Genomic DNA, 17,252 nt, shown 5'->3' on the forward strand with positions numbered 1-17,252 from the left:
AAATGAAATCATTAGAAGAAAAAACAATTGCCAAAGAACAGATCTTTTCGGGTAAAGTCATTGATCTTTATGTCGAGGATGTAGAGCTGCCAAACGGCAAAGCCAGTAAACGTGAAATTGTGAAACACCCTGGAGCTGTAGCGGTACTAGCCGTCACAGATGAAGGGAAAATCATCATGGTCAAACAATTCCGTAAGCCGCTTGAGCGGACGATTGTTGAAATTCCGGCCGGTAAGCTTGAAAAAGGTGAGGAGCCGGAGTATACGGCACTTCGGGAACTTGAAGAGGAAACCGGTTATACAGCAAAAAAACTGACAAAAATAACTGCGTTTTATACATCACCCGGATTTGCAGATGAAATTGTTCACGTTTTTCTTGCTGAGGAGCTTTCTGTGTTTGAAGAAAAACGGGAGCTTGATGAGGACGAGTTTGTTGAAGTGATGGAGGTGACGCTTGAAGATGCGCTAAAGCTGGTTGAATCGCGTGAAGTATATGATGCTAAAACAGCCTACGCGATTCAGTATCTTCAACTGAAAGAAGCGCTCCAAGCACAAAAATGAAAAAGATTTACGCGGATTTGCACATTCATATCGGCCGGACCTTTACAGGAAGGGCTGTCAAAATAACAGGCGCCAAAACATTAACGCTGGACAGAATTTTGGTTGAAGCCAGTGAACATAAAGGAATTGAACTCCTCGGCATTATCGACTGTCATTCTCCGGAAGTCATTCTAGAGCTTGAGGAAGGCATTTCATATGGAAAATATCGCGAGCTTGACGGGGGAGGAATCCGTTATCGCAGCACGACTCTTTTATTGGGGAGCGAGCTGGAGATTTATGATGAAGCTTGTAGCGGACCGATCCATGTGCTCGTATTTATGCCGACGCTGTCTGATATGAAACAGTTTTCAAACTGGCTGTCAGCCCGGCTGAAAAATATTCATTTAAGCTCGCAGCGGATTTATGAAACGGGCTTAAACCTGCAAAAAAAAGTGCAGGATATGGGCGGCTTGTTTATCCCCGCCCATATCTTTACGCCGCATAAAAGCTTATATGGAAAAGGGGTTAAATCAAGCTTAACTGAGGTTTTTGATCCATCTATGATAGACGCGGTGGAGCTTGGATTAAGCTGTGATACAGACATGGCATCACAGGTATCTGAATTGAATCCGTATCCTTTTTTAACAAATTCTGATGCGCATTCGTTGGGGAAAATCGGCAGAGAATATAATGAACTATATGTGCAGTCAGCTGATTTTACTGAATTTGCTCTTGCATTAAAGGGACAAGATGACAGGAAAATTATCAAAAATTATGGCTTGGACCCGTTATTGGGGAAATATTATCAGACGGCTTGCGAAGCGTGCGGAGAGCCTGCTGTAAGCGGGGAAACAGCGTGCGCGAATTGCGGAAATGCCAGATTTACCAAGGGAGTCAGCGAAAGATTGCGTGAATTGAGTGATCAGCTTGAAGTTCGCGTCCCGCGTCCGCGATATGTACATCAGATCCCGCTGCAATTTGTTCCGGGTGTAGGCCCGAAAACGCTGGACAAACTAAAAAAAGCCTTCGGAACAGAAATGGCTGTTCTTCATGAGGCTGCAGAAGAAGATTTGGCTCGCGTTGTCCCGCTGAAAACCGCGGCGCTTATCGTAAAAGCGAGATCCGGAAAACTGGAATTGAAAGCCGGAGGAGGAGGAACCTACGGTAAAATTAAACCGTGAGCTAAAGATTAACTCAGTTCCTCCTGTACTTTTCTTTTTGTGCGTATAAAGGTAATCAGCTGGATGATTTCATCTTCACTCAGCGGCTGGCCATCAACAGAAATGGTAAAGTCAAGGCTGCTCCACGTGGCCAATTCTATGGCCTGAGGAGCAGTCTGTTTTTGTTTCTCGCGGCCTAAAAGTTCATCGCAGGTTGTGTCAAAGAGGTCAGCCAGCATGGCAAGCGCTTCAAGTGAAGGCCGTCGGTAGCCTGACTCGTAGCCGGCATATGTGCTTTTTGCGATACCGAGAAGGTCAGCTGTATATTGAAGCGACCAATTTTTCTTTTTTCTCAATTCAGTTAAACGATCTAGATTCATGAACTTCCGCTCCTTTTTCACCTTGAGCTGATTATATCATATAGGTATTAGGAAGTGTACGCGAATTGAATAATAATGTCTTGCGTATTTTATTTTCCGTGTCTATAATTGCATTAAAAGTATGCGAAAAGCGAATGCCTTCTCGCAACCCATCTTTAGATACAGTGAAGAGGTGCATGGTATGAAAAAATTATTGATGTTGACAACTGGGGGAACGATTGCTTCAGTTGAAGGGGAAAATGGGCTGGCTCCCGGAGTCAAGGCTGATGAATTATTAAGTTACGTATCAAAACTTGATAACGATTACACAATGGAAACTCAGTCGCTTATGAATATAGACAGCACCAATATGCAGCCTGAATACTGGGTGGAAATAGCGGAAGCCGTTAAGGAAAATTATGATGCCTATGACGGGTTTGTTATTACTCACGGTACAGATACAATGGCCTATACATCTGCAGCACTATCGTATATGCTGCAGCATGCCAAAAAGCCGATTGTCATCACCGGCTCGCAGATTCCGATCACGTTCCAAAAAACCGATGCCAAAAAAAATATTACTGATGCCATTCGATTTGCCTGTGAAGGCGTGGGCGGCGTTTATGTTGTATTTGACGGCAGAGTCATTCAGGGAACGCGTGCGATCAAATTAAGAACGAAAAGCTACGACGCATTTGAAAGCATCAATTACCCATATATCGCTTTTATCAATGAAGACGGGATCGAATACAACAAACAAGTAACGGAACCTGAGAACGACACCTTCACAGTTGACACTTCACTATGCACAGATGTATGTCTGCTGAAGCTGCATCCAGGCTTAAAGCCTGAAATGTTTGATGCCCTGAAAAGCATGTACAAAGGAATTGTCATTGAGAGTTATGGCAGCGGAGGGGTGCCGTTTGAAGGCAGGGACATTTTGTCAAAAGTGAATGAGCTGATCGAAAGCGGCATTGTCGTCGTCATTACGACTCAATGTCTTGAAGAAGGCGAAGACATGAGCATTTACGAGGTTGGCCGCAGAGTCAACCAAGACTTAATTATCCGATCAAGAAATATGAACACAGAAGCAATTGTGCCAAAATTGATGTGGGCGCTAGGTCAGTCTTCGGATCTTCCTGTCGTCAAGAGAATTATGGAAACGCCGATAGCTGATGACGTTGTCCTGTAAAATGTAAAAACGATAACCAGCAAAGAGAAAGAAGGTTAAAGATTATGTTAAACGGCCAAAAAGAATATCGCGTGGAAAAAGACTTCCTTGGGGAAAAACAAATTGAGGCAGACGTTTATTACGGAATTCAGACGCTCCGTGCTTCTGAAAATTTCCCGATCACAGGATACAAAATCCATGAGGAAATGATTAACGCACTGGCGATTGTGAAAAAAGCTGCGGCTCTTGCCAACATGGACGTGAAACGGCTGTATGAAGGAATTGGCCAAGCTATCGTACAAGCCGCTGACGAGATTCTGGAAGGCAAGTGGCACGATCAGTTTATCGTCGATCCGATTCAGGGCGGTGCCGGAACTTCTATGAACATGAATGCGAATGAGGTTATCGGAAACCGGGCGCTTGAAATCATGGGCCACAAAAAGGGAGATTATATCCATTTAAGTCCAAACACACATGTGAACATGTCACAGTCTACGAACGATGTGTTCCCGACTGCTATTCATATTTCCACATTGAAGCTCTTGGAAAAACTGCTGAAAACAATGGAAGATATGCATAGTGTGTTTAAGCAAAAAGCACAGGAGTTTGACTCTGTTATTAAAATGGGCCGGACACACCTTCAAGATGCGGTTCCGATCCGTCTTGGCCAGGAATTCGAAGCTTACAGCCGTGTTCTCGAGCGTGATATCAAACGAATCAAGCAATCGCGCCAGCACCTATATGAAGTCAACATGGGCGCAACTGCTGTTGGTACAGGGCTGAACGCTGATCCTGAATATATCAAACAGGTAGTAAAGCACCTTGCTGATATTAGCGGGCTTCCTCTTGTCGGCGCTGACCATCTTGTTGATGCGACACAAAATACAGATGCCTATACAGAGGTATCAGCTTCATTAAAAGTCTGCATGATGAACATGTCGAAGATCGCAAACGACCTGCGCTTAATGGCGTCGGGACCGCGCGCCGGACTTGCGGAAATTTCTCTGCCTGCACGTCAGCCGGGTTCATCTATTATGCCGGGGAAAGTCAATCCGGTTATGGCGGAGCTGATCAACCAAATTGCGTTCCAGGTTATCGGAAACGACAATACAATCTGCCTTGCTTCAGAAGCCGGCCAGCTTGAGTTGAACGTCATGGAGCCCGTGCTTGTCTTTAATTTGCTTCAATCCATCAGCATCATGAACAACGGCTTCCGTTCGTTCACTGACAACTGCTTAAAGGGCATTGAAGCCAACGAAAAGCGGTTGAAGCAATACGTAGAAAAAAGCGCAGGCGTGATCACAGCTGTCAATCCGCATCTTGGATATGAAGCGGCTGCCAGAATTGCCCGGGAAGCGATTATGACAGGCCAATCAGTCCGTGACCTTTGCCTGCAGCATGATGTGCTGACTGAAGAAGAATTGGATATTATTTTAAACCCATATGAGATGACCAAACCAGGTATCGCAGGGAAAGAACTATTAGAAAAATAAAATTTGTATAAAATACAGCTTATTCATCTCCGAATAGTCGGATGAATAAGCTGTTTACAACATAGGGATGAGGAAGTATAGTATACGTGTTGCACTATATATTGAAAGCGTTTTAGCTTTTACATGAAGGGGGACTTCTTTTGAAGGATGTAAGATTGCCAACACTATTTGAAATTATTATTGTACTAGGAGTATTTTTAGCACTTGTTCTATCGTTTACAGTCTTTCTCGACTTGCCGATACAGCTGGCGCTTTTTGTTTCATGGTTTATTGCAATGCTTTTAGGTATAAGACTCGGTTATTCTTATAAAGATTTACAAAATGCGATTGTACATGGGATATCAAATGGCCTTGAAGCTGTACTGATTCTCGTTTCAGTTGGGGCGCTCATCGGAACATGGATTGCCGGAGGCGTTGTGCCGACTTTGATTTATTACGGACTGGAATTTATTCACCCAAGTATCTTTTTACTGGCAACGTTAATTATTTGTTCCATTATGTCTGTGGCAACAGGAACGTCATGGGGAACAGTCGGAACTGCCGGCATTGCCATGATCGCAATTGGAGAGGGTTTAGGCATTCCGCTTCCTCTAGTAGCGGGAGCTATTCTTTCAGGTGCTTATTTCGGGGACAAGCTGTCTCCGCTGTCTGACAGTACAGTTCTAGCTTCTTCACTATCAAAAGTCGATGTATTGGCTCACGTGAGAGCAATGCTTTATTTATCAATACCTGCTTATGTCATTACAGCTATACTCTTTACAGTTGTTGGATTTATGTACGGCGGGAAAAATATTGATCTTGATAAAGTTGAATTCTTAAAATCATCTTTGCAAAACACGTTTGACATTCATATTTGGATGCTGATCCCGGCAGTTGTCGTCATAGTCTTATTGGCGATGAAAAAGCCATCTATGCCGGTTATCGTAATTGGCGCTTTACTCGGTGCAATCTGGGCTGTTGTTTTCCAAGGAATGGATATTGCCCATGCGATTGCAACTGCGTACAACGGTTTCTCTATTAAAACTGATGTTGAATTTTTGAACGGCTTGTTAAACCGCGGTGGAATTGTCGGTATGCTTGATTCTCTCGTCGTCATCATCTTTGGCCTTGGTTTTGGCGGTCTGCTTGAGAAACTCGGCGTGTTAAAAGTCATTGTTTCAACGTTTGAAAAGAAATTAACTTCAGCCGGCAATGTCACATTGTCTACACTGATCGTAGCGTTTTTAGCGAACATCTTCGGCTGTGCGATGTATGTATCTCTTATTTTGACTCCGAAAATTATGGAAGACAGCTATGATCGCTTGCATCTGGACAGAAGAGTGTTATCACGTAACTCAGAGGTCGGGGGAACATTGACTTCGGGGATGGTACCTTGGTCTGATAATGGGATTTACATGGCTGGTATTTTAGGTGTTTCTACCTTCTCTTATCTGCCGTTTATGTGGCTCAGTTTTGTAGCAATAGGTCTTGCAATTATCTATGGTTATACAGGAAAATTTATATGGTATACGAAAAACAATACAGTTAAAGCCGAAAAACTAGGCTAATAGGGGAGGATCACTGAATGATAGCGAAACACATGATTCGGACACTGATGATCGAAACGCCTTCGGTTCCCGGAAATCTTGGAAGGGTGGCTACGGCAATCGGCCTTCTGGGCGGAGATATTGGTGAAGTGGAGACGGTAAAGGTCGGACCCAATTACACAATGCGGAATATTACCGTTCAAGTGGAGAATGAAGAACAGCTTCAGGAAGTGATCGCGGCTGTACAGGCCCTCGGAGAAGGGATCAGGCTTCACACCGTATCTGATGAAGTCCTGTCCGCACATGAAGGCGGAAAAATCCAAATGAAAAGCAAAATGCCGATCCGTTCACTGGCAGAGCTGGGACGTGTCTACACACCAGGTGTTGCGGACGTGTGCCGACTGATCGAAAAAGAACCTGAAAAAGCTTCTATTTATACAACGATCAGCAATTCTGTTGCAATTGTAACGGATGGAACTGCAATTTTAGGCCTTGGGAATATCGGCTCTGTGGCTGGCATGCCTGTCATGGAAGGAAAGGCTGCTTTATTTGATCAGCTGGCGGGCATTAGCGGCATTCCGATACTGCTTGATACGAGTGATCCTGAAGAAATCATCAAAACAGTAAAACATATTTCTCCGGGCTTTAGCGGCATCCTTCTTGAGGATATCGGTTCGCCGCATTGTTTTGAAATCGAGGATCGCCTAAAAGAGGAGCTGAACATCCCTGTTATGCACGATGACCAGCATGGTACAGCTGTAGTGACGCTGGCAGCTGCCATTTCGGCATGCAGGAGTGCGGGAGTTGACCTGAAAGAAGCGAAAGTGGGGCAAATCGGCCTTGGCGCAGCAGGCGTGGCCATCTGCCGGATGTTCATGGCTTATGGTGTGAATGCTGTGTACGGCACAGACAAATCAGAGTCAGCAATGAACCGTCTCGAACAATACGGCGGACAGGCAGTTTCCAGTATTGAGGAGCTTATGGAAACATGTGATATTGTCATTGCTACAACGGGCGTTCCGGGTTTAATAAAACCGGCATTTGTACGTTCTGGTCAAGTGATTCTGGCTTTATCGAATCCGAAGCCGGAAATTGAGCCGGAGGCCGCACTGCAGGCTGGCGCCGCATATGCAGCTGACGGGCGTTCTGTTAATAATGTACTCGGTTTTCCGGGGATTTTTAGAGGAGCGCTTAACGCAAAAAGCACGGAGATTAATCATGATATGCTTGTCGCAGCAGCAGAGGCCATCGCAGCTTGCACTAAACAAGGTGATGTTGTCCCTCAGCCGCTTGATTCAAAAGTCCATCATGCGGTAGCAGCAGCTGTCGAGCATGCAGCTCTTACAGCAGTGAAATAAATGTAGCTAAACAGCACCTGTCGTAGCAGGTGCTGTTTTTTTCTTATTATTGTTCAATTTTGTTATCATTACTATGAAAAAAAAAGGGAGTGATCACATGGCAAAAAGCCAAGCGAAAAAGAAGCGGGAGCATCGATTGAGAAACGGCGGACGTGACGTCTTATTATCAAGAGGCAGCACACATGAAAGAATGACAAAAAGCAAAAAAGAGATTTTGAATAAACGGAAGCATAAGAATCCTTATGATCATACAGCAGTTGATGATAAGGATTTTTTTGTGCCCCAAAAAGCCGCCTAGCATTCGTCTCTATCGTTTCTTTTTGAAAAAGGGCATGTTTTTCCGTTTCTTTCATACAATCTATTAAATCAAATCACTAGAACGGGCGGGAGGAAACGGTATGCGAAAAATCTCTTATAAGGACATGTTTCTCAGGCATGTCAAAGATCATCTCTCTCTTTATATATTTGTGTCAGTGCTGTTTTTCATGGGTGTCATCTTTGGCGCGATTATTGTCAACAGTATGACCATCAGCCAGAAAGAAGATTTATACTACTACTTAAGTCAATTTTTTGGACAGCTTTCGGATGGAAAACAGGCAAGTTCAGCTGATATGTTTGGGCAAAGTATCTTTCATAATGCAAAGTATTTAGGCCTGATGTGGATACTGGGAATTTCCGTCATTGGAATGCCGATTATTTTCATCATGATCTTTCTGAAAGGGATCGTCGTCGGCTTTACTGTCGGGTTCCTAGTCAATCAGATGGGAGTAAGCGGGTTTTTCCTATCTTTTGTCTCCGTTTTGCCGCAAAATGTGCTGCTGATTCCGGCTTATCTCATTATGGGCACATGTGCAATTGCGTTTTCTTTAAAGTTAATCAGACAGCTGTTCGTGAAACGAAGCCTGCATGACGCGCCGATTCAATGGTTCGGGCGGTATGCCTTTGTGCTGCTGGTCATTCTGTTTTTAGCGCTGATCTCATCTCTCTTTGAAGCATACTTATCTCCTGTTTTAATGGAAAAGCTTACATCTAGACTTTTTTAAAATTATTATTAAAAGAAAACCGTTTTATTTATCAGTTTATAATAATTATAGTTGGAACTCTGCGCGTATTTTGTTATAATGAGTCATGGAATGCGGCGTAGGAGGGAAAGACATGGAAAACCGTATTGATCGAATTAAGAAACAACTGCACTCATCCAGCTATAAACTTACGCCACAGCGTGAAGCGACAGTAAGAGTGCTGCTTGAAAACGAAGAAGACCATTTAAGCGCAGAAGATGTATACCTCCTCGTAAAAGAGAAATCTCCTGAGATCGGTCTCGCTACAGTATACCGTACGCTTGAATTATTAACTGAATTAAAAGTCGTAGATAAAATTAACTTTGGAGACGGTGTGTCCCGTTACGACCTTCGGAAAGAGGGCGCAGCTCACTTTCATCACCACTTGGTGTGCATGGAGTGCGGAGCCGTTGATGAAATTGAAGAAGATTTGCTTGAAGACGTGGAAGAAATCATTGAACGTGATTGGAAATTTAAGATTAAAGATCATAGATTGACGTTTCACGGCATTTGCCACCGCTGTAACGGAAAAGAAACTGAATAGACGGTGCCGAGCGCGAACCTTTTCTCATGGGGAAAGGGTTTTTTGCTGTTTCTATGTATAAAACCTTTCTGATTTGGCATATGGTTTATATAACTGGAACCATAGGAAAGGATCGATTAGGACATGGGAAGATTCCTGAAAACAGCTGTCGATGCATTGAAAGTTTTCATCCTGTTTACCGGTTTTACCGCTTTGTTCTATTATGCTATGATATGGGTGAATCAAGAGTATGAAAACTATCATCGGTATGATAAACCGGAAGGCTCCGCTGTAAAAGTTGTTGAAATGGATCAGGATGAAAAAGGCGGATGGCTCGACCGGTTGATCTTTTTTTACCAAAACGGGGAGTAGATCAAGAGTGAAAGATCAAATAAAGGATTTCATCCACTACGTCATGGTAGAGAGAGGGCTCTCTCAAAATACGATCGTATCCTATGAACGTGACTTGAAAAGCTATTCTCTCTACTTAACAGAAACCCTTCATGTTACAGATTGGAATCACGTTACCCGCATACATATTATCCAATACTTAAAGCATTTGAAGGACTCGGGGAAATCCGGCAAGACATCGGCGCGGCATTTGGCATCCATTCGCTCTTTTCATCAATTTCTGCTCAGGGAAAAAGTAACGGATAAGGACCCTTCCGTTCATATCGAAACACAAAAGACGGAACGGGCGCTTCCGAAGGTGCTCGCACTCAATGAAGTCGAGCGATTATTGGACACGCCTAAGCTGACGAGCCCTTTCGGATATCGGGATAAAGCAATGCTGGAGCTGCTTTATGCGACAGGCATACGAGTCAGTGAAATGATTGAGTTGAAAACGACAGATGTTCATTTATCTATGGGGTTTGTCCGATGCTTCGGCAAAGGAAGAAAAGAACGGATTGTGCCAATTGGTGAAGCCGCCGCTTCCGCCATTGAGGAATATATGACAAAAGCCAGGGGAAAACTGTTAAAAAATAATGTATCTGACGCCCTCTTTTTAAATCATCACGGCAAACAGATCAGCCGCCAGGGATTTTGGAAGAACCTGAAAAAAATCGCGTTGGAAGCCGGCATTAAGAAAGAGCTGACTCCGCATACGCTAAGGCATTCCTTTGCGACGCATCTGCTTGAGAACGGGGCAGATTTAAGAGCGGTGCAGGAAATGCTCGGTCATGCGGATATATCCACAACGCAAATTTATACGCATGTGACGAAAACAAGGCTGAAGGATGTGTACAAGCAGTTTCATCCGCGAGCATAGCCGCAGGTGGCTGCGGCTTTTTTGTTTAGAGCGACAGAAAATATTGAAGTTTCTCATTATTTCCAAATGCATTGTCAACGGGAATGAAAACGGTTTATACTTGAGTTGTCAGACCTCTTAGCGATACAATAGACGTATAGAAAAAAAGGAGGCTTTCAAGATGCCTGCATACAAATATAATCGTGTGTTTTTAATTGTGATGGACTCAGTCGGAATCGGCGAAGCGCCGGATGCCGCTGACTTTAATGATGAAGGCGCTCATACGCTCGGTCATATTGCCGAGCATATGAACGGATTACATATGCCGAATATGGCAAAGCTCGGCCTTGGTCTTATCGAAGATATCAAAGGTGTAGAAAAAACAGAACATCCGCTTGCCTACTATGGAAAAATGCAAGAAGCGTCAAACGGAAAAGATACGATGACCGGCCATTGGGAGATTATGGGTTTATACATTGATAAACCATTTAAAGTGTTCCCGGAAGGCTTTCCTGATGAATTGCTTCAAGAGCTGGAAAAGAGATCTGGCCGCAAAATTATTGGAAACAAGCCGGCTTCCGGCACAGCGATTTTGGATGAGCTTGGTCAGGAGCACATGGAGACAGGGGCTTTAATTGTTTACACGTCTGCTGACTCTGTTCTGCAAATTGCCGCTCACGAAGAGGTTGTGCCGCTTGAGGAGCTGTATCGCATTTGCGAAACGGCGAGAGAGCTGACGCTTGATCCGAAATATATGGTTGGCCGCATTATTGCACGGCCGTTCGTCGGAGAGCCGGGTCAATTCAAACGGACGCCAAACCGCCATGACTATGCCCTTAAACCGTTTGATCGCACTGTCATGAATGAATTGAAAGACAGCGGCTTAGATGTGATTTCAATCGGTAAAATCTCTGATATTTACGACGGAGAAGGCATTACTTCTTCACGCAGAACGGTTTCTAATATGGACGGAATGGACAAGGTGATCGATACGCTGGGAGAAGACTTTACGGGTCTGAGCTTTGCGAACCTTGTTGATTTTGACGCGTTATTCGGACACCGCCGTGACCCTGAAGGCTACGGACGCGCGCTTGAAGAATTTGATGCGCGGCTTCCGGAAGTGTTTGAAAAAATGAGAGAAGACGATCTGTTAATTATTACAGCCGACCACGGCAATGATCCGATTCATCATGGGACTGACCATACACGCGAGTATGTGCCGATTCTCGCTTACAGCAAAAAACATAAGAAAGCGCAAATGCTGCCGCTTGCAGATACATTTGCCGATATTGGCGCAACGATCGCTGATAATTTCCAAACAAATAAACCGAAATACGGGAAAAGCTTTTTATCTTTATTACAATAGGGGGACTGTTTCTTGAAGGACAGAATTGAACGCGCAGCCGCTTTTATTAAACAAAACCTGCCGGAATCTCCGAAGATCGGCCTTATTTTAGGCTCAGGTCTTGGCATTTTGGCGGACGAAATCGAAAATCCGGTCAAGCTGAAATATGAAGATATACCTGAATTCCCGGTATCTACTGTTGAAGGGCATGCCGGACAGCTTGTGCTTGGCACTCTTGAAGGAGTTTCCGTCATTGCAATGCAGGGCCGCTTTCATTTTTATGAAGGCTACTCAATGGAGAAAGTCACATTCCCTGTACGCGTGATGAAAGCGCTCGGTGTGGAAGCGTTGATCGTGACAAATGCCGCAGGCGGTGTCAACACTGAATTCCGTGCGGGAGATTTAATGATTATTACCGATCATATCAACTTTATGGGAACAAACCCGTTAATCGGGCCAAACGAAGCAGATTTCGGCGCCAGATTTCCAGATATGTCTTCAGCCTATGACAAAGATCTGTCCAGCCTGGCTGAAAAGATTGCGAAAGACCTTAATATCCCAATTCAAAAAGGCGTGTACACTGCTGTGACAGGACCTTCTTACGAAACACCGGCAGAAGTCCGTTTCTTAAGAACGATGGGCTCTGATGCAGTCGGCATGTCTACTGTTCCGGAAGTCATTGTAGCGAATCATGCGGGAATGCGGGTTCTTGGCATTTCCTGCATCTCTAACGCGGCAGCCGGAATTCTGGATCAGCCTTTAAGTCACGATGAAGTTATGGAAGTGACCGAAAAAGTAAAAGCTGGATTCTTAAAGCTTGTTAAAGCGATCGTCGCTCAGTACGAATAAATATGAATCAATGCAGGACCAAAAGACAGCTGTGTCTGATATCACACAGCTGTCTTTTTTTATGCCCAAAATTCGAAACATTTTCCATCAGTGGCGTATAAAACCATCACGCTTGGAAAAAATAAAAAGGATTATGAAATGGAGGGCTTTTGAGATGAAACGTCTTTTATCCACTTTGTTGATTGGTATAATGCTGCTTACATTTGCACCGTCTGCATTTGCAAAACAAGACGGAAAACGTACATCGGAGCTTGCTCATGAAGCGAAGTCTGCGGTGCTGATAGAACGTGACACGGGAAAAGTGCTTTACAACAAGAACAGCAATGAGAGACTGGCGCCTGCAAGCATGACGAAAATTATGACGATGCTTTTGATTATGGAAGCTTTAGATAAAGGCAAAATCAAAATGAGTGATAAGGTCCGTACAAGCGAACATGCGGCGTCAATGGGCGGCTCACAGATATTCCTTGAGCCCGGCGAAGAAATGACTGTCAAAGAAATGCTGAAAGGCATCGCAATCGCTTCGGGAAATGACGCTTCCGTCGCCATGGCTGAATTTATTTCCGGCTCTGAAGAAGAATTTGTGAAGAAAATGAATAAAAAAGCAAAAGAGCTGGGATTGAAAAATACATCCTTTAAAAACCCAACAGGACTGACCGAGGAAGGACACTACAGCTCTGCTTATGACATGGCAATCATGGCTAAGGAATTATTGAAATACGAATCAATTACGAAGTTTACCGGCACGTATGAAGATTATCTGCGTGAAAATACAGATAAAAAGTTTTGGCTTGTAAATACAAATCGCCTTATCAAATTTTATCCTGGTGTAGACGGCGTAAAAACAGGTTATACAGGCGAAGCGAAATATTGTCTGACTGCTTCGGCTAAAAAAGGAAACATGCGGGCCATAGCGGTTGTATTCGGAGCGAGCACGCCTAAAGAAAGAAACGCGCAAGTGACAAAAATGCTTGACTTCGCCTTTAGCCAGTATGAAACGCATCCTTTATATAAACGAAATGAAACAGTAGCAAAAGTAAAGGTCAAAAAAGGGAAACAAAAATTGATCGAACTCACTACATCTGAGCCGATTTCAATATTGACGAAAAAAGGCGAGGATATGAACGATGTGAAAAAAGAAATCAAGATGAAGGACAATATTAGTGCTCCGATTCAAAAAGGCCAAGAGCTTGGCACTCTTGTTCTGAAAAAGGATGGAGAAGTACTCGCTGAAAGTCCTGTTGCTGCAAAAGAAGATATGAAGAAAGCCGGGTTTATCACATTCTTGAAGCGGACGATGGGAGACTGGACAAAATTTAAGTAATTATGCCGAATGACCACTAGTTTTGTCACGGTGAAGGAATTCATTCCGTCGAAATCGAAACACTCATTATCCGATCATATCAAGGAGGAATGAGCATGAGCCTTGGAATTGACATGCATGTCAAAGAATCTGTGCTTTGTATTCGATTAACAGGCGAACTCGATCACCATACGGCTGAAACCCTGAAGCAAAAAGTGACTCAATCATTGGAGAAGGATGATATTCGCCATATCGTGCTGAACTTGGAGGACCTTTCCTTTATGGACAGCTCAGGGCTTGGCGTTATTTTAGGAAGATACAAGCAAATTAAGCAAATTGGCGGGGAAATGGTTGTTTGCGCTATCTCTCCTGCGGTGAAGCGATTGTTTGATATGTCGGGTCTGTTTAAAATTATCCGATTTGAACAATCTGAACAGCAGGCGCTCCTGACACTGGGGGTGGCATCATGAAAAATGAAATGCACCTTGAGTTTTCTGCCCTCAGTCAGAATGAATCGTTCGCCCGTGTGACAGTTGCTTCATTTATAGCTCAGCTGGACCCGACAATGGATGAACTGACTGAAATCAAAACAGTCGTGTCAGAGGCTGTCACGAATGCGATTATCCATGGATATGAAGAGAACTGTGAAGGGAAAGTTTACATTTCAGTGACGCTGGAAGATCATGTCGTATATATGACTATTCGTGATGAAGGCTTAGGCATTACAGATCTTGAAGAAGCCCGTCAGCCTCTATTTACGACTAAGCCTGAGCTTGAGCGCTCTGGAATGGGCTTTACCATTATGGAAAATTTCATGGATGATGTCAGTATCGATTCATCGCCTGAAATGGGAACAACGATTCGCTTAACAAAGCACTTATCAAAAAGCAAAGCGCTTTGTAATTAAGGAGATTTGTTATGGATGTGGAGGTTAAGAAAAACGGCAAAAACGCTCAGCTGAAGGATCATGAAGTAAAGGAATTAATCAAACAAAGCCAAAATGGCGACCAGCAGGCAAGAGACCTCCTCATAGAAAAAAACATGCGTCTTGTTTGGTCTGTCGTACAGCGGTTTTTAAACAGAGGATATGAGCCTGACGATCTCTTCCAGATCGGCTGCATCGGGCTGTTAAAATCTGTTGACAAATTTGATTTAACCTATGATGTGCGTTTTTCAACGTATGCAGTGCCGATGATTATCGGAGAAATCCAACGATTTATCCGTGATGATGGAACCGTAAAGGTATCAAGGTCATTAAAAGAGCTTGGAAACAAAATCCGGCGCGCGAAGGATGAGCTTTCGAAAACACTGAGCAGAGTGCCGACGGTGCAGGAGATCGCTGACCATTTGGAGATTGAAGCTGAGGATGTTGTACTGGCCCAAGAGGCGGTAAGGGCTCCATCTTCGATTCACGAAACCGTTTATGAAAATGACGGAGATCCGATTACCCTGCTTGATCAAATCGCTGACAACTCAGAAGAAAAATGGTTTGACAAAATTGCGCTGAAAGAAGCAATCAGCGATTTGGAGGAAAGGGAAAAACTAATCGTCTATCTCAGATATTATAAAGACCAGACACAGTCCGAGGTGGCTGAGCGGCTCGGGATCTCTCAGGTGCAGGTTTCCAGGCTTGAAAAGAAAATATTAAAACAGATCAAGGTTCAAATGGATCATACGGATGGCTAGTCTGCAGTGCAGGCTAGCTTTTTTGTGTGCAAAAGCGTGGTAATTTATGGTCTTTTCGAGCGGATGAATGAGAACAAAATCGAACCACATACTACATATATAACCACCGAAAGATGGTGATCAATGATGGAACGACGAATATTTATCCGGCTTCGCCACCGGGTGCTGGCACATCCAGGGGATATTATTACCGTTGGAGATGCCGCGCAAATAGAAGGGCAGCTTCAGCTGAAAAAGAAACTTTCGGCTATGCCGCTTTATCAGGTGAGCGAAAAAGATAAAAATATCGTAATTCTGGATATCATACAAGTCCTCAGAGCCATTCATTTACAAGATCCGACACTTGATGTTCAAACCGTAGGCGGAGCAGAAACCATTGTTGAAATTCAATATCGAAAGCGAAATTTATCAACGGTTCTATTTATCGGTGTCTGGCTGCTTCTGTTTATTGGATCGTGTCTTGCCATCATGAACTTTCATGAGGATGTAAGCATGAGAGATGTTCATATCGCACTATATGAAATCATAACCGGAGAGAGGAATGACTATCCATATTTGCTTCAAATCCCATACAGCATCGGTTTGGGACTGGGGATGATCGTGTTTTTTAACCACATATTTAAAAAGCGCCTAAATGAAGAGCCCAGCCCGCTGGAGGTTGAGATGTTTAACTATCAGCTTGATCTCGATCAATATGTGGCCATGCATGAGAATCAAGAAACCATAAAGGATCTGCATGATCGTTAGTGTATTGTTCATTATTTTTGTCGGGCTCGGCGGAGGCATAACGGTGGGGGCGGGTTTCGTTGCTTTTTTAACCGTAATGGGAATCATTCCGCGGCTGATGCAGCTCACCAAAACAATGAGATTTGTTCAGGCTTATGAAGCGGCTGTTATTCTTGGCGCGGTTTGCGGGGGATGGGAGACGCTTCATATGAATCATCTTTATCTAACAAAATGGATAGCTGTGCCGGTCGGGCTTCTGGCAGGTTTGTTCGTCGGGATGCTAGCGGCTGCTCTTACAGAGGTTTTAAATGTCCTGCCAATTTTGGCAAAACGAATCGGGCTCAGAAGTAAAATCATTATTCTGTTAATGGCCATCGTGATTGGGAAAATCGCGGGATCCTTATTTCATTGGCTGTACTTTATTGACCATTCATAAGGAGGTTTCAAGATGACAAACATAAAAGAAAATTACAAATCAAAAGTGAAAACATATCAGCCTAAGCCGCCTTACGTCTGGAACTGTGTAAAAGCCTTTTTAGTGGGCGGACTGATTTGTGCAATCGGGCAAGGTCTGCAAAATTTTTATATCCATTTTTTTGATTTCAATGAAAAAACTGCGGGGAATCCAACAGCTGCAACGCTGATATTAATTTCTGCCCTGCTTACAGGGTTCGGCATCTATGACAGAATCGGACAATTCGCAGGCGCAGGTTCAGCCGTACCTGTCACAGGTTTTGCCAACAGTATGGCAAGCGCGGCTCTTGAATATAAAAGCGAAGGATTAGTGCTTGGAGTAGCGACAAATATGTTTAAACTGGCAGGAAATGTTATTGTTTTCGGAGTTGTAGCTGCATACATCGTTGGAATGATTCGGTTTGCTTTTGAGAAACTGATGTCATAGGAG

At 43.8% G+C, this 17,252-nt stretch carries 21 protein-coding genes; 20 read left to right on the forward strand and 1 reads right to left on the reverse strand.

Going from position 1 to position 17,252, the window contains the following annotated elements; translation table 11 throughout:
• Positions 1 to 2 precede the first annotated feature (2 nt).
• Both nudF and NYE22_RS09585 read left to right on the forward strand, forming a co-directional pair.
• A complete protein-coding gene (gene nudF / locus NYE22_RS09580) occupies positions 3 to 560 on the forward strand; it encodes an ADP-ribose pyrophosphatase (RefSeq protein ID WP_342412479.1) in 558 nt (185 codons plus the stop codon).
• Complete coding sequence (locus NYE22_RS09585) at positions 557 to 1,720, forward strand: TIGR00375 family protein (protein ID WP_342412480.1); 1,164 nt, start codon at positions 557 to 559, stop codon at positions 1,718 to 1,720. Before nudF ends, NYE22_RS09585 begins: the two co-directional genes overlap by 4 nt.
• An 8-nt stretch (positions 1,721 to 1,728) precedes the next feature.
• On the opposite strand, the gene ansR is transcribed toward NYE22_RS09585, so the two are convergent.
• Positions 1,729 to 2,079 carry an HTH-type transcriptional regulator AnsR gene (gene ansR, locus NYE22_RS09590; protein WP_004399024.1) on the reverse strand — a complete coding sequence of 117 codons (351 nt, stop codon included), beginning with the start codon at positions 2,077 to 2,079 and terminating at the stop codon, positions 1,729 to 1,731.
• 181 nt (positions 2,080 to 2,260) lie between these two features.
• Between ansR and ansA the strand changes: the two genes are divergently transcribed.
• The 18 genes from ansA (at position 2,261) to spoVAC (ending at position 17,249) form a co-directional block, all read left to right on the forward strand.
• Positions 2,261 to 3,250: an asparaginase gene (gene ansA, locus NYE22_RS09595; protein WP_004399032.1), complete on the forward strand. Its 990-nt coding sequence runs from the start codon at positions 2,261 to 2,263 to the stop codon at positions 3,248 to 3,250.
• 44 nt (positions 3,251 to 3,294) lie between these two features.
• Complete coding sequence (aspA, locus tag NYE22_RS09600; protein WP_014477246.1) at positions 3,295 to 4,722, forward strand: aspartate ammonia-lyase; 1,428 nt, start codon at positions 3,295 to 3,297, stop codon at positions 4,720 to 4,722.
• A gap of 140 nt (positions 4,723 to 4,862) precedes the next feature.
• Positions 4,863 to 6,269 (forward strand): malate-H+/Na+-lactate antiporter MleN, encoded by a 1,407-nt coding sequence (mleN, locus tag NYE22_RS09605; protein ID WP_014480178.1) that lies wholly within the window; start codon positions 4,863 to 4,865, stop codon positions 6,267 to 6,269.
• A 17-nt stretch (positions 6,270 to 6,286) separates the two neighbouring features.
• On the forward strand, positions 6,287 to 7,606 hold the full coding sequence (locus tag NYE22_RS09610; protein ID WP_004398731.1) for an NAD-dependent malic enzyme: 1,320 nt from the start codon (positions 6,287 to 6,289) through the stop codon (positions 7,604 to 7,606).
• A 97-nt stretch (positions 7,607 to 7,703) separates the two neighbouring features.
• On the forward strand, positions 7,704 to 7,904 hold the full coding sequence (locus tag NYE22_RS09615; RefSeq protein ID WP_342412481.1) for a hypothetical protein: 201 nt from the start codon (positions 7,704 to 7,706) through the stop codon (positions 7,902 to 7,904).
• Positions 7,905 to 8,004: 100 nt separating this feature from the next.
• Positions 8,005 to 8,649, forward strand: coding sequence for a stage II sporulation protein M (gene spoIIM, locus NYE22_RS09620; protein ID WP_004398593.1), 645 nt, complete (start codon positions 8,005 to 8,007; stop codon positions 8,647 to 8,649).
• 112 nt (positions 8,650 to 8,761) lie between these two features.
• On the forward strand, positions 8,762 to 9,211 hold the full coding sequence (gene fur, locus NYE22_RS09625) for a ferric iron uptake transcriptional regulator (protein WP_003223972.1): 450 nt from the start codon (positions 8,762 to 8,764) through the stop codon (positions 9,209 to 9,211).
• A gap of 123 nt (positions 9,212 to 9,334) precedes the next feature.
• Positions 9,335 to 9,562 (forward strand): YqzK family protein, encoded by a 228-nt coding sequence (locus tag NYE22_RS09630; RefSeq protein ID WP_014477240.1) that lies wholly within the window; start codon positions 9,335 to 9,337, stop codon positions 9,560 to 9,562.
• Between the two features lie 7 nt (positions 9,563 to 9,569).
• Positions 9,570 to 10,460: a site-specific tyrosine recombinase XerD gene (gene xerD / locus NYE22_RS09635; protein ID WP_014480176.1), complete on the forward strand. Its 891-nt coding sequence runs from the start codon at positions 9,570 to 9,572 to the stop codon at positions 10,458 to 10,460.
• Positions 10,461 to 10,620: 160 nt separating this feature from the next.
• Positions 10,621 to 11,805, forward strand: a complete 1,185-nt coding sequence (gene deoB, locus NYE22_RS09640) for a phosphopentomutase (RefSeq protein ID WP_015251776.1) — start codon at positions 10,621 to 10,623, stop codon at positions 11,803 to 11,805.
• A 12-nt stretch (positions 11,806 to 11,817) separates the two neighbouring features.
• Positions 11,818 to 12,633, forward strand: coding sequence for a purine nucleoside phosphorylase I, inosine and guanosine-specific (locus NYE22_RS09645; protein WP_003230447.1), 816 nt, complete (start codon positions 11,818 to 11,820; stop codon positions 12,631 to 12,633).
• A gap of 154 nt (positions 12,634 to 12,787) precedes the next feature.
• On the forward strand, positions 12,788 to 13,957 hold the full coding sequence (dacF, locus tag NYE22_RS09650) for a D-alanyl-D-alanine carboxypeptidase DacF (protein WP_038829775.1): 1,170 nt from the start codon (positions 12,788 to 12,790) through the stop codon (positions 13,955 to 13,957).
• 95 nt (positions 13,958 to 14,052) lie between these two features.
• Positions 14,053 to 14,406 carry an anti-sigma F factor antagonist gene (gene spoIIAA, locus NYE22_RS09655; protein ID WP_003223957.1) on the forward strand — a complete coding sequence of 118 codons (354 nt, stop codon included), beginning with the start codon at positions 14,053 to 14,055 and terminating at the stop codon, positions 14,404 to 14,406.
• A complete protein-coding gene (gene spoIIAB, locus NYE22_RS09660) occupies positions 14,403 to 14,843 on the forward strand; it encodes an anti-sigma F factor (RefSeq protein ID WP_003230452.1) in 441 nt (146 codons plus the stop codon). Before spoIIAA ends, spoIIAB begins: the two co-directional genes overlap by 4 nt.
• Positions 14,844 to 14,854: 11 nt before the next feature.
• Complete coding sequence (gene sigF / locus NYE22_RS09665) at positions 14,855 to 15,622, forward strand: RNA polymerase sporulation sigma factor SigF (RefSeq protein ID WP_342412483.1); 768 nt, start codon at positions 14,855 to 14,857, stop codon at positions 15,620 to 15,622.
• Between the two features lie 126 nt (positions 15,623 to 15,748).
• The gene (gene spoVAA, locus NYE22_RS09670) at positions 15,749 to 16,369 is read left to right on the forward strand and encodes a stage V sporulation protein SpoVAA (RefSeq protein WP_015714205.1); all 621 of its coding nucleotides are present in this window, start codon (positions 15,749 to 15,751) and stop codon (positions 16,367 to 16,369) included.
• Positions 16,359 to 16,784, forward strand: coding sequence for a stage V sporulation protein SpoVAB (gene spoVAB / locus NYE22_RS09675; RefSeq protein WP_003230463.1), 426 nt, complete (start codon positions 16,359 to 16,361; stop codon positions 16,782 to 16,784). Before spoVAA ends, spoVAB begins: the two co-directional genes overlap by 11 nt.
• Before the next feature lie 12 nt (positions 16,785 to 16,796).
• Positions 16,797 to 17,249 (forward strand): stage V sporulation protein AC, encoded by a 453-nt coding sequence (gene spoVAC / locus NYE22_RS09680; protein ID WP_003223947.1) that lies wholly within the window; start codon positions 16,797 to 16,799, stop codon positions 17,247 to 17,249.
• The last annotated feature ends 3 nt before the right edge of the window (positions 17,250 to 17,252 follow it).

It is taken from the genome of Bacillus sp. FSL K6-1560 (assembly GCF_038592935.1).
Taxonomy (GTDB): Bacteria; Bacillota; Bacilli; order Bacillales; family Bacillaceae; genus Bacillus; species Bacillus subtilis.

What these genes read in the sequence shown, in the direction of transcription:
- NYE22_RS09630 (WP_014477240.1), top strand. Translation starts at nt 9,335, where the DNA reads ATGGGAAGATTCCTGAAAACAGCTGTCGATGCATTGAAAGTTTTCATC.
- ansR (WP_004399024.1), bottom strand. Translation starts at nt 2,079, where the DNA reads ATGAATCTAGATCGTTTAACTGAATTGAGAAAAAAGAAAAATTGGTCG.
- spoIIAB (WP_003230452.1), top strand. Translation starts at nt 14,403, where the DNA reads ATGAAAAATGAAATGCACCTTGAGTTTTCTGCCCTCAGTCAGAATGAA.
- sigF (WP_342412483.1), top strand. Translation starts at nt 14,855, where the DNA reads ATGGATGTGGAGGTTAAGAAAAACGGCAAAAACGCTCAGCTGAAGGAT.
- spoVAC (WP_003223947.1), top strand. Translation starts at nt 16,797, where the DNA reads ATGACAAACATAAAAGAAAATTACAAATCAAAAGTGAAAACATATCAG.
- deoB (WP_015251776.1), top strand. Translation starts at nt 10,621, where the DNA reads ATGCCTGCATACAAATATAATCGTGTGTTTTTAATTGTGATGGACTCA.
- spoIIM (WP_004398593.1), top strand. Translation starts at nt 8,005, where the DNA reads ATGCGAAAAATCTCTTATAAGGACATGTTTCTCAGGCATGTCAAAGAT.
- aspA (WP_014477246.1), top strand. Translation starts at nt 3,295, where the DNA reads ATGTTAAACGGCCAAAAAGAATATCGCGTGGAAAAAGACTTCCTTGGG.
- spoIIAA (WP_003223957.1), top strand. Translation starts at nt 14,053, where the DNA reads ATGAGCCTTGGAATTGACATGCATGTCAAAGAATCTGTGCTTTGTATT.
- NYE22_RS09585 (WP_342412480.1), top strand. Translation starts at nt 557, where the DNA reads ATGAAAAAGATTTACGCGGATTTGCACATTCATATCGGCCGGACCTTT.
- dacF (WP_038829775.1), top strand. Translation starts at nt 12,788, where the DNA reads ATGAAACGTCTTTTATCCACTTTGTTGATTGGTATAATGCTGCTTACA.
- nudF (WP_342412479.1), top strand. Translation starts at nt 3, where the DNA reads ATGAAATCATTAGAAGAAAAAACAATTGCCAAAGAACAGATCTTTTCG.
- spoVAA (WP_015714205.1), top strand. Translation starts at nt 15,749, where the DNA reads ATGGAACGACGAATATTTATCCGGCTTCGCCACCGGGTGCTGGCACAT.
- ansA (WP_004399032.1), top strand. Translation starts at nt 2,261, where the DNA reads ATGAAAAAATTATTGATGTTGACAACTGGGGGAACGATTGCTTCAGTT.
- fur (WP_003223972.1), top strand. Translation starts at nt 8,762, where the DNA reads ATGGAAAACCGTATTGATCGAATTAAGAAACAACTGCACTCATCCAGC.
- NYE22_RS09615 (WP_342412481.1), top strand. Translation starts at nt 7,704, where the DNA reads ATGGCAAAAAGCCAAGCGAAAAAGAAGCGGGAGCATCGATTGAGAAAC.
- spoVAB (WP_003230463.1), top strand. Translation starts at nt 16,359, where the DNA reads ATGATCGTTAGTGTATTGTTCATTATTTTTGTCGGGCTCGGCGGAGGC.
- NYE22_RS09610 (WP_004398731.1), top strand. Translation starts at nt 6,287, where the DNA reads ATGATAGCGAAACACATGATTCGGACACTGATGATCGAAACGCCTTCG.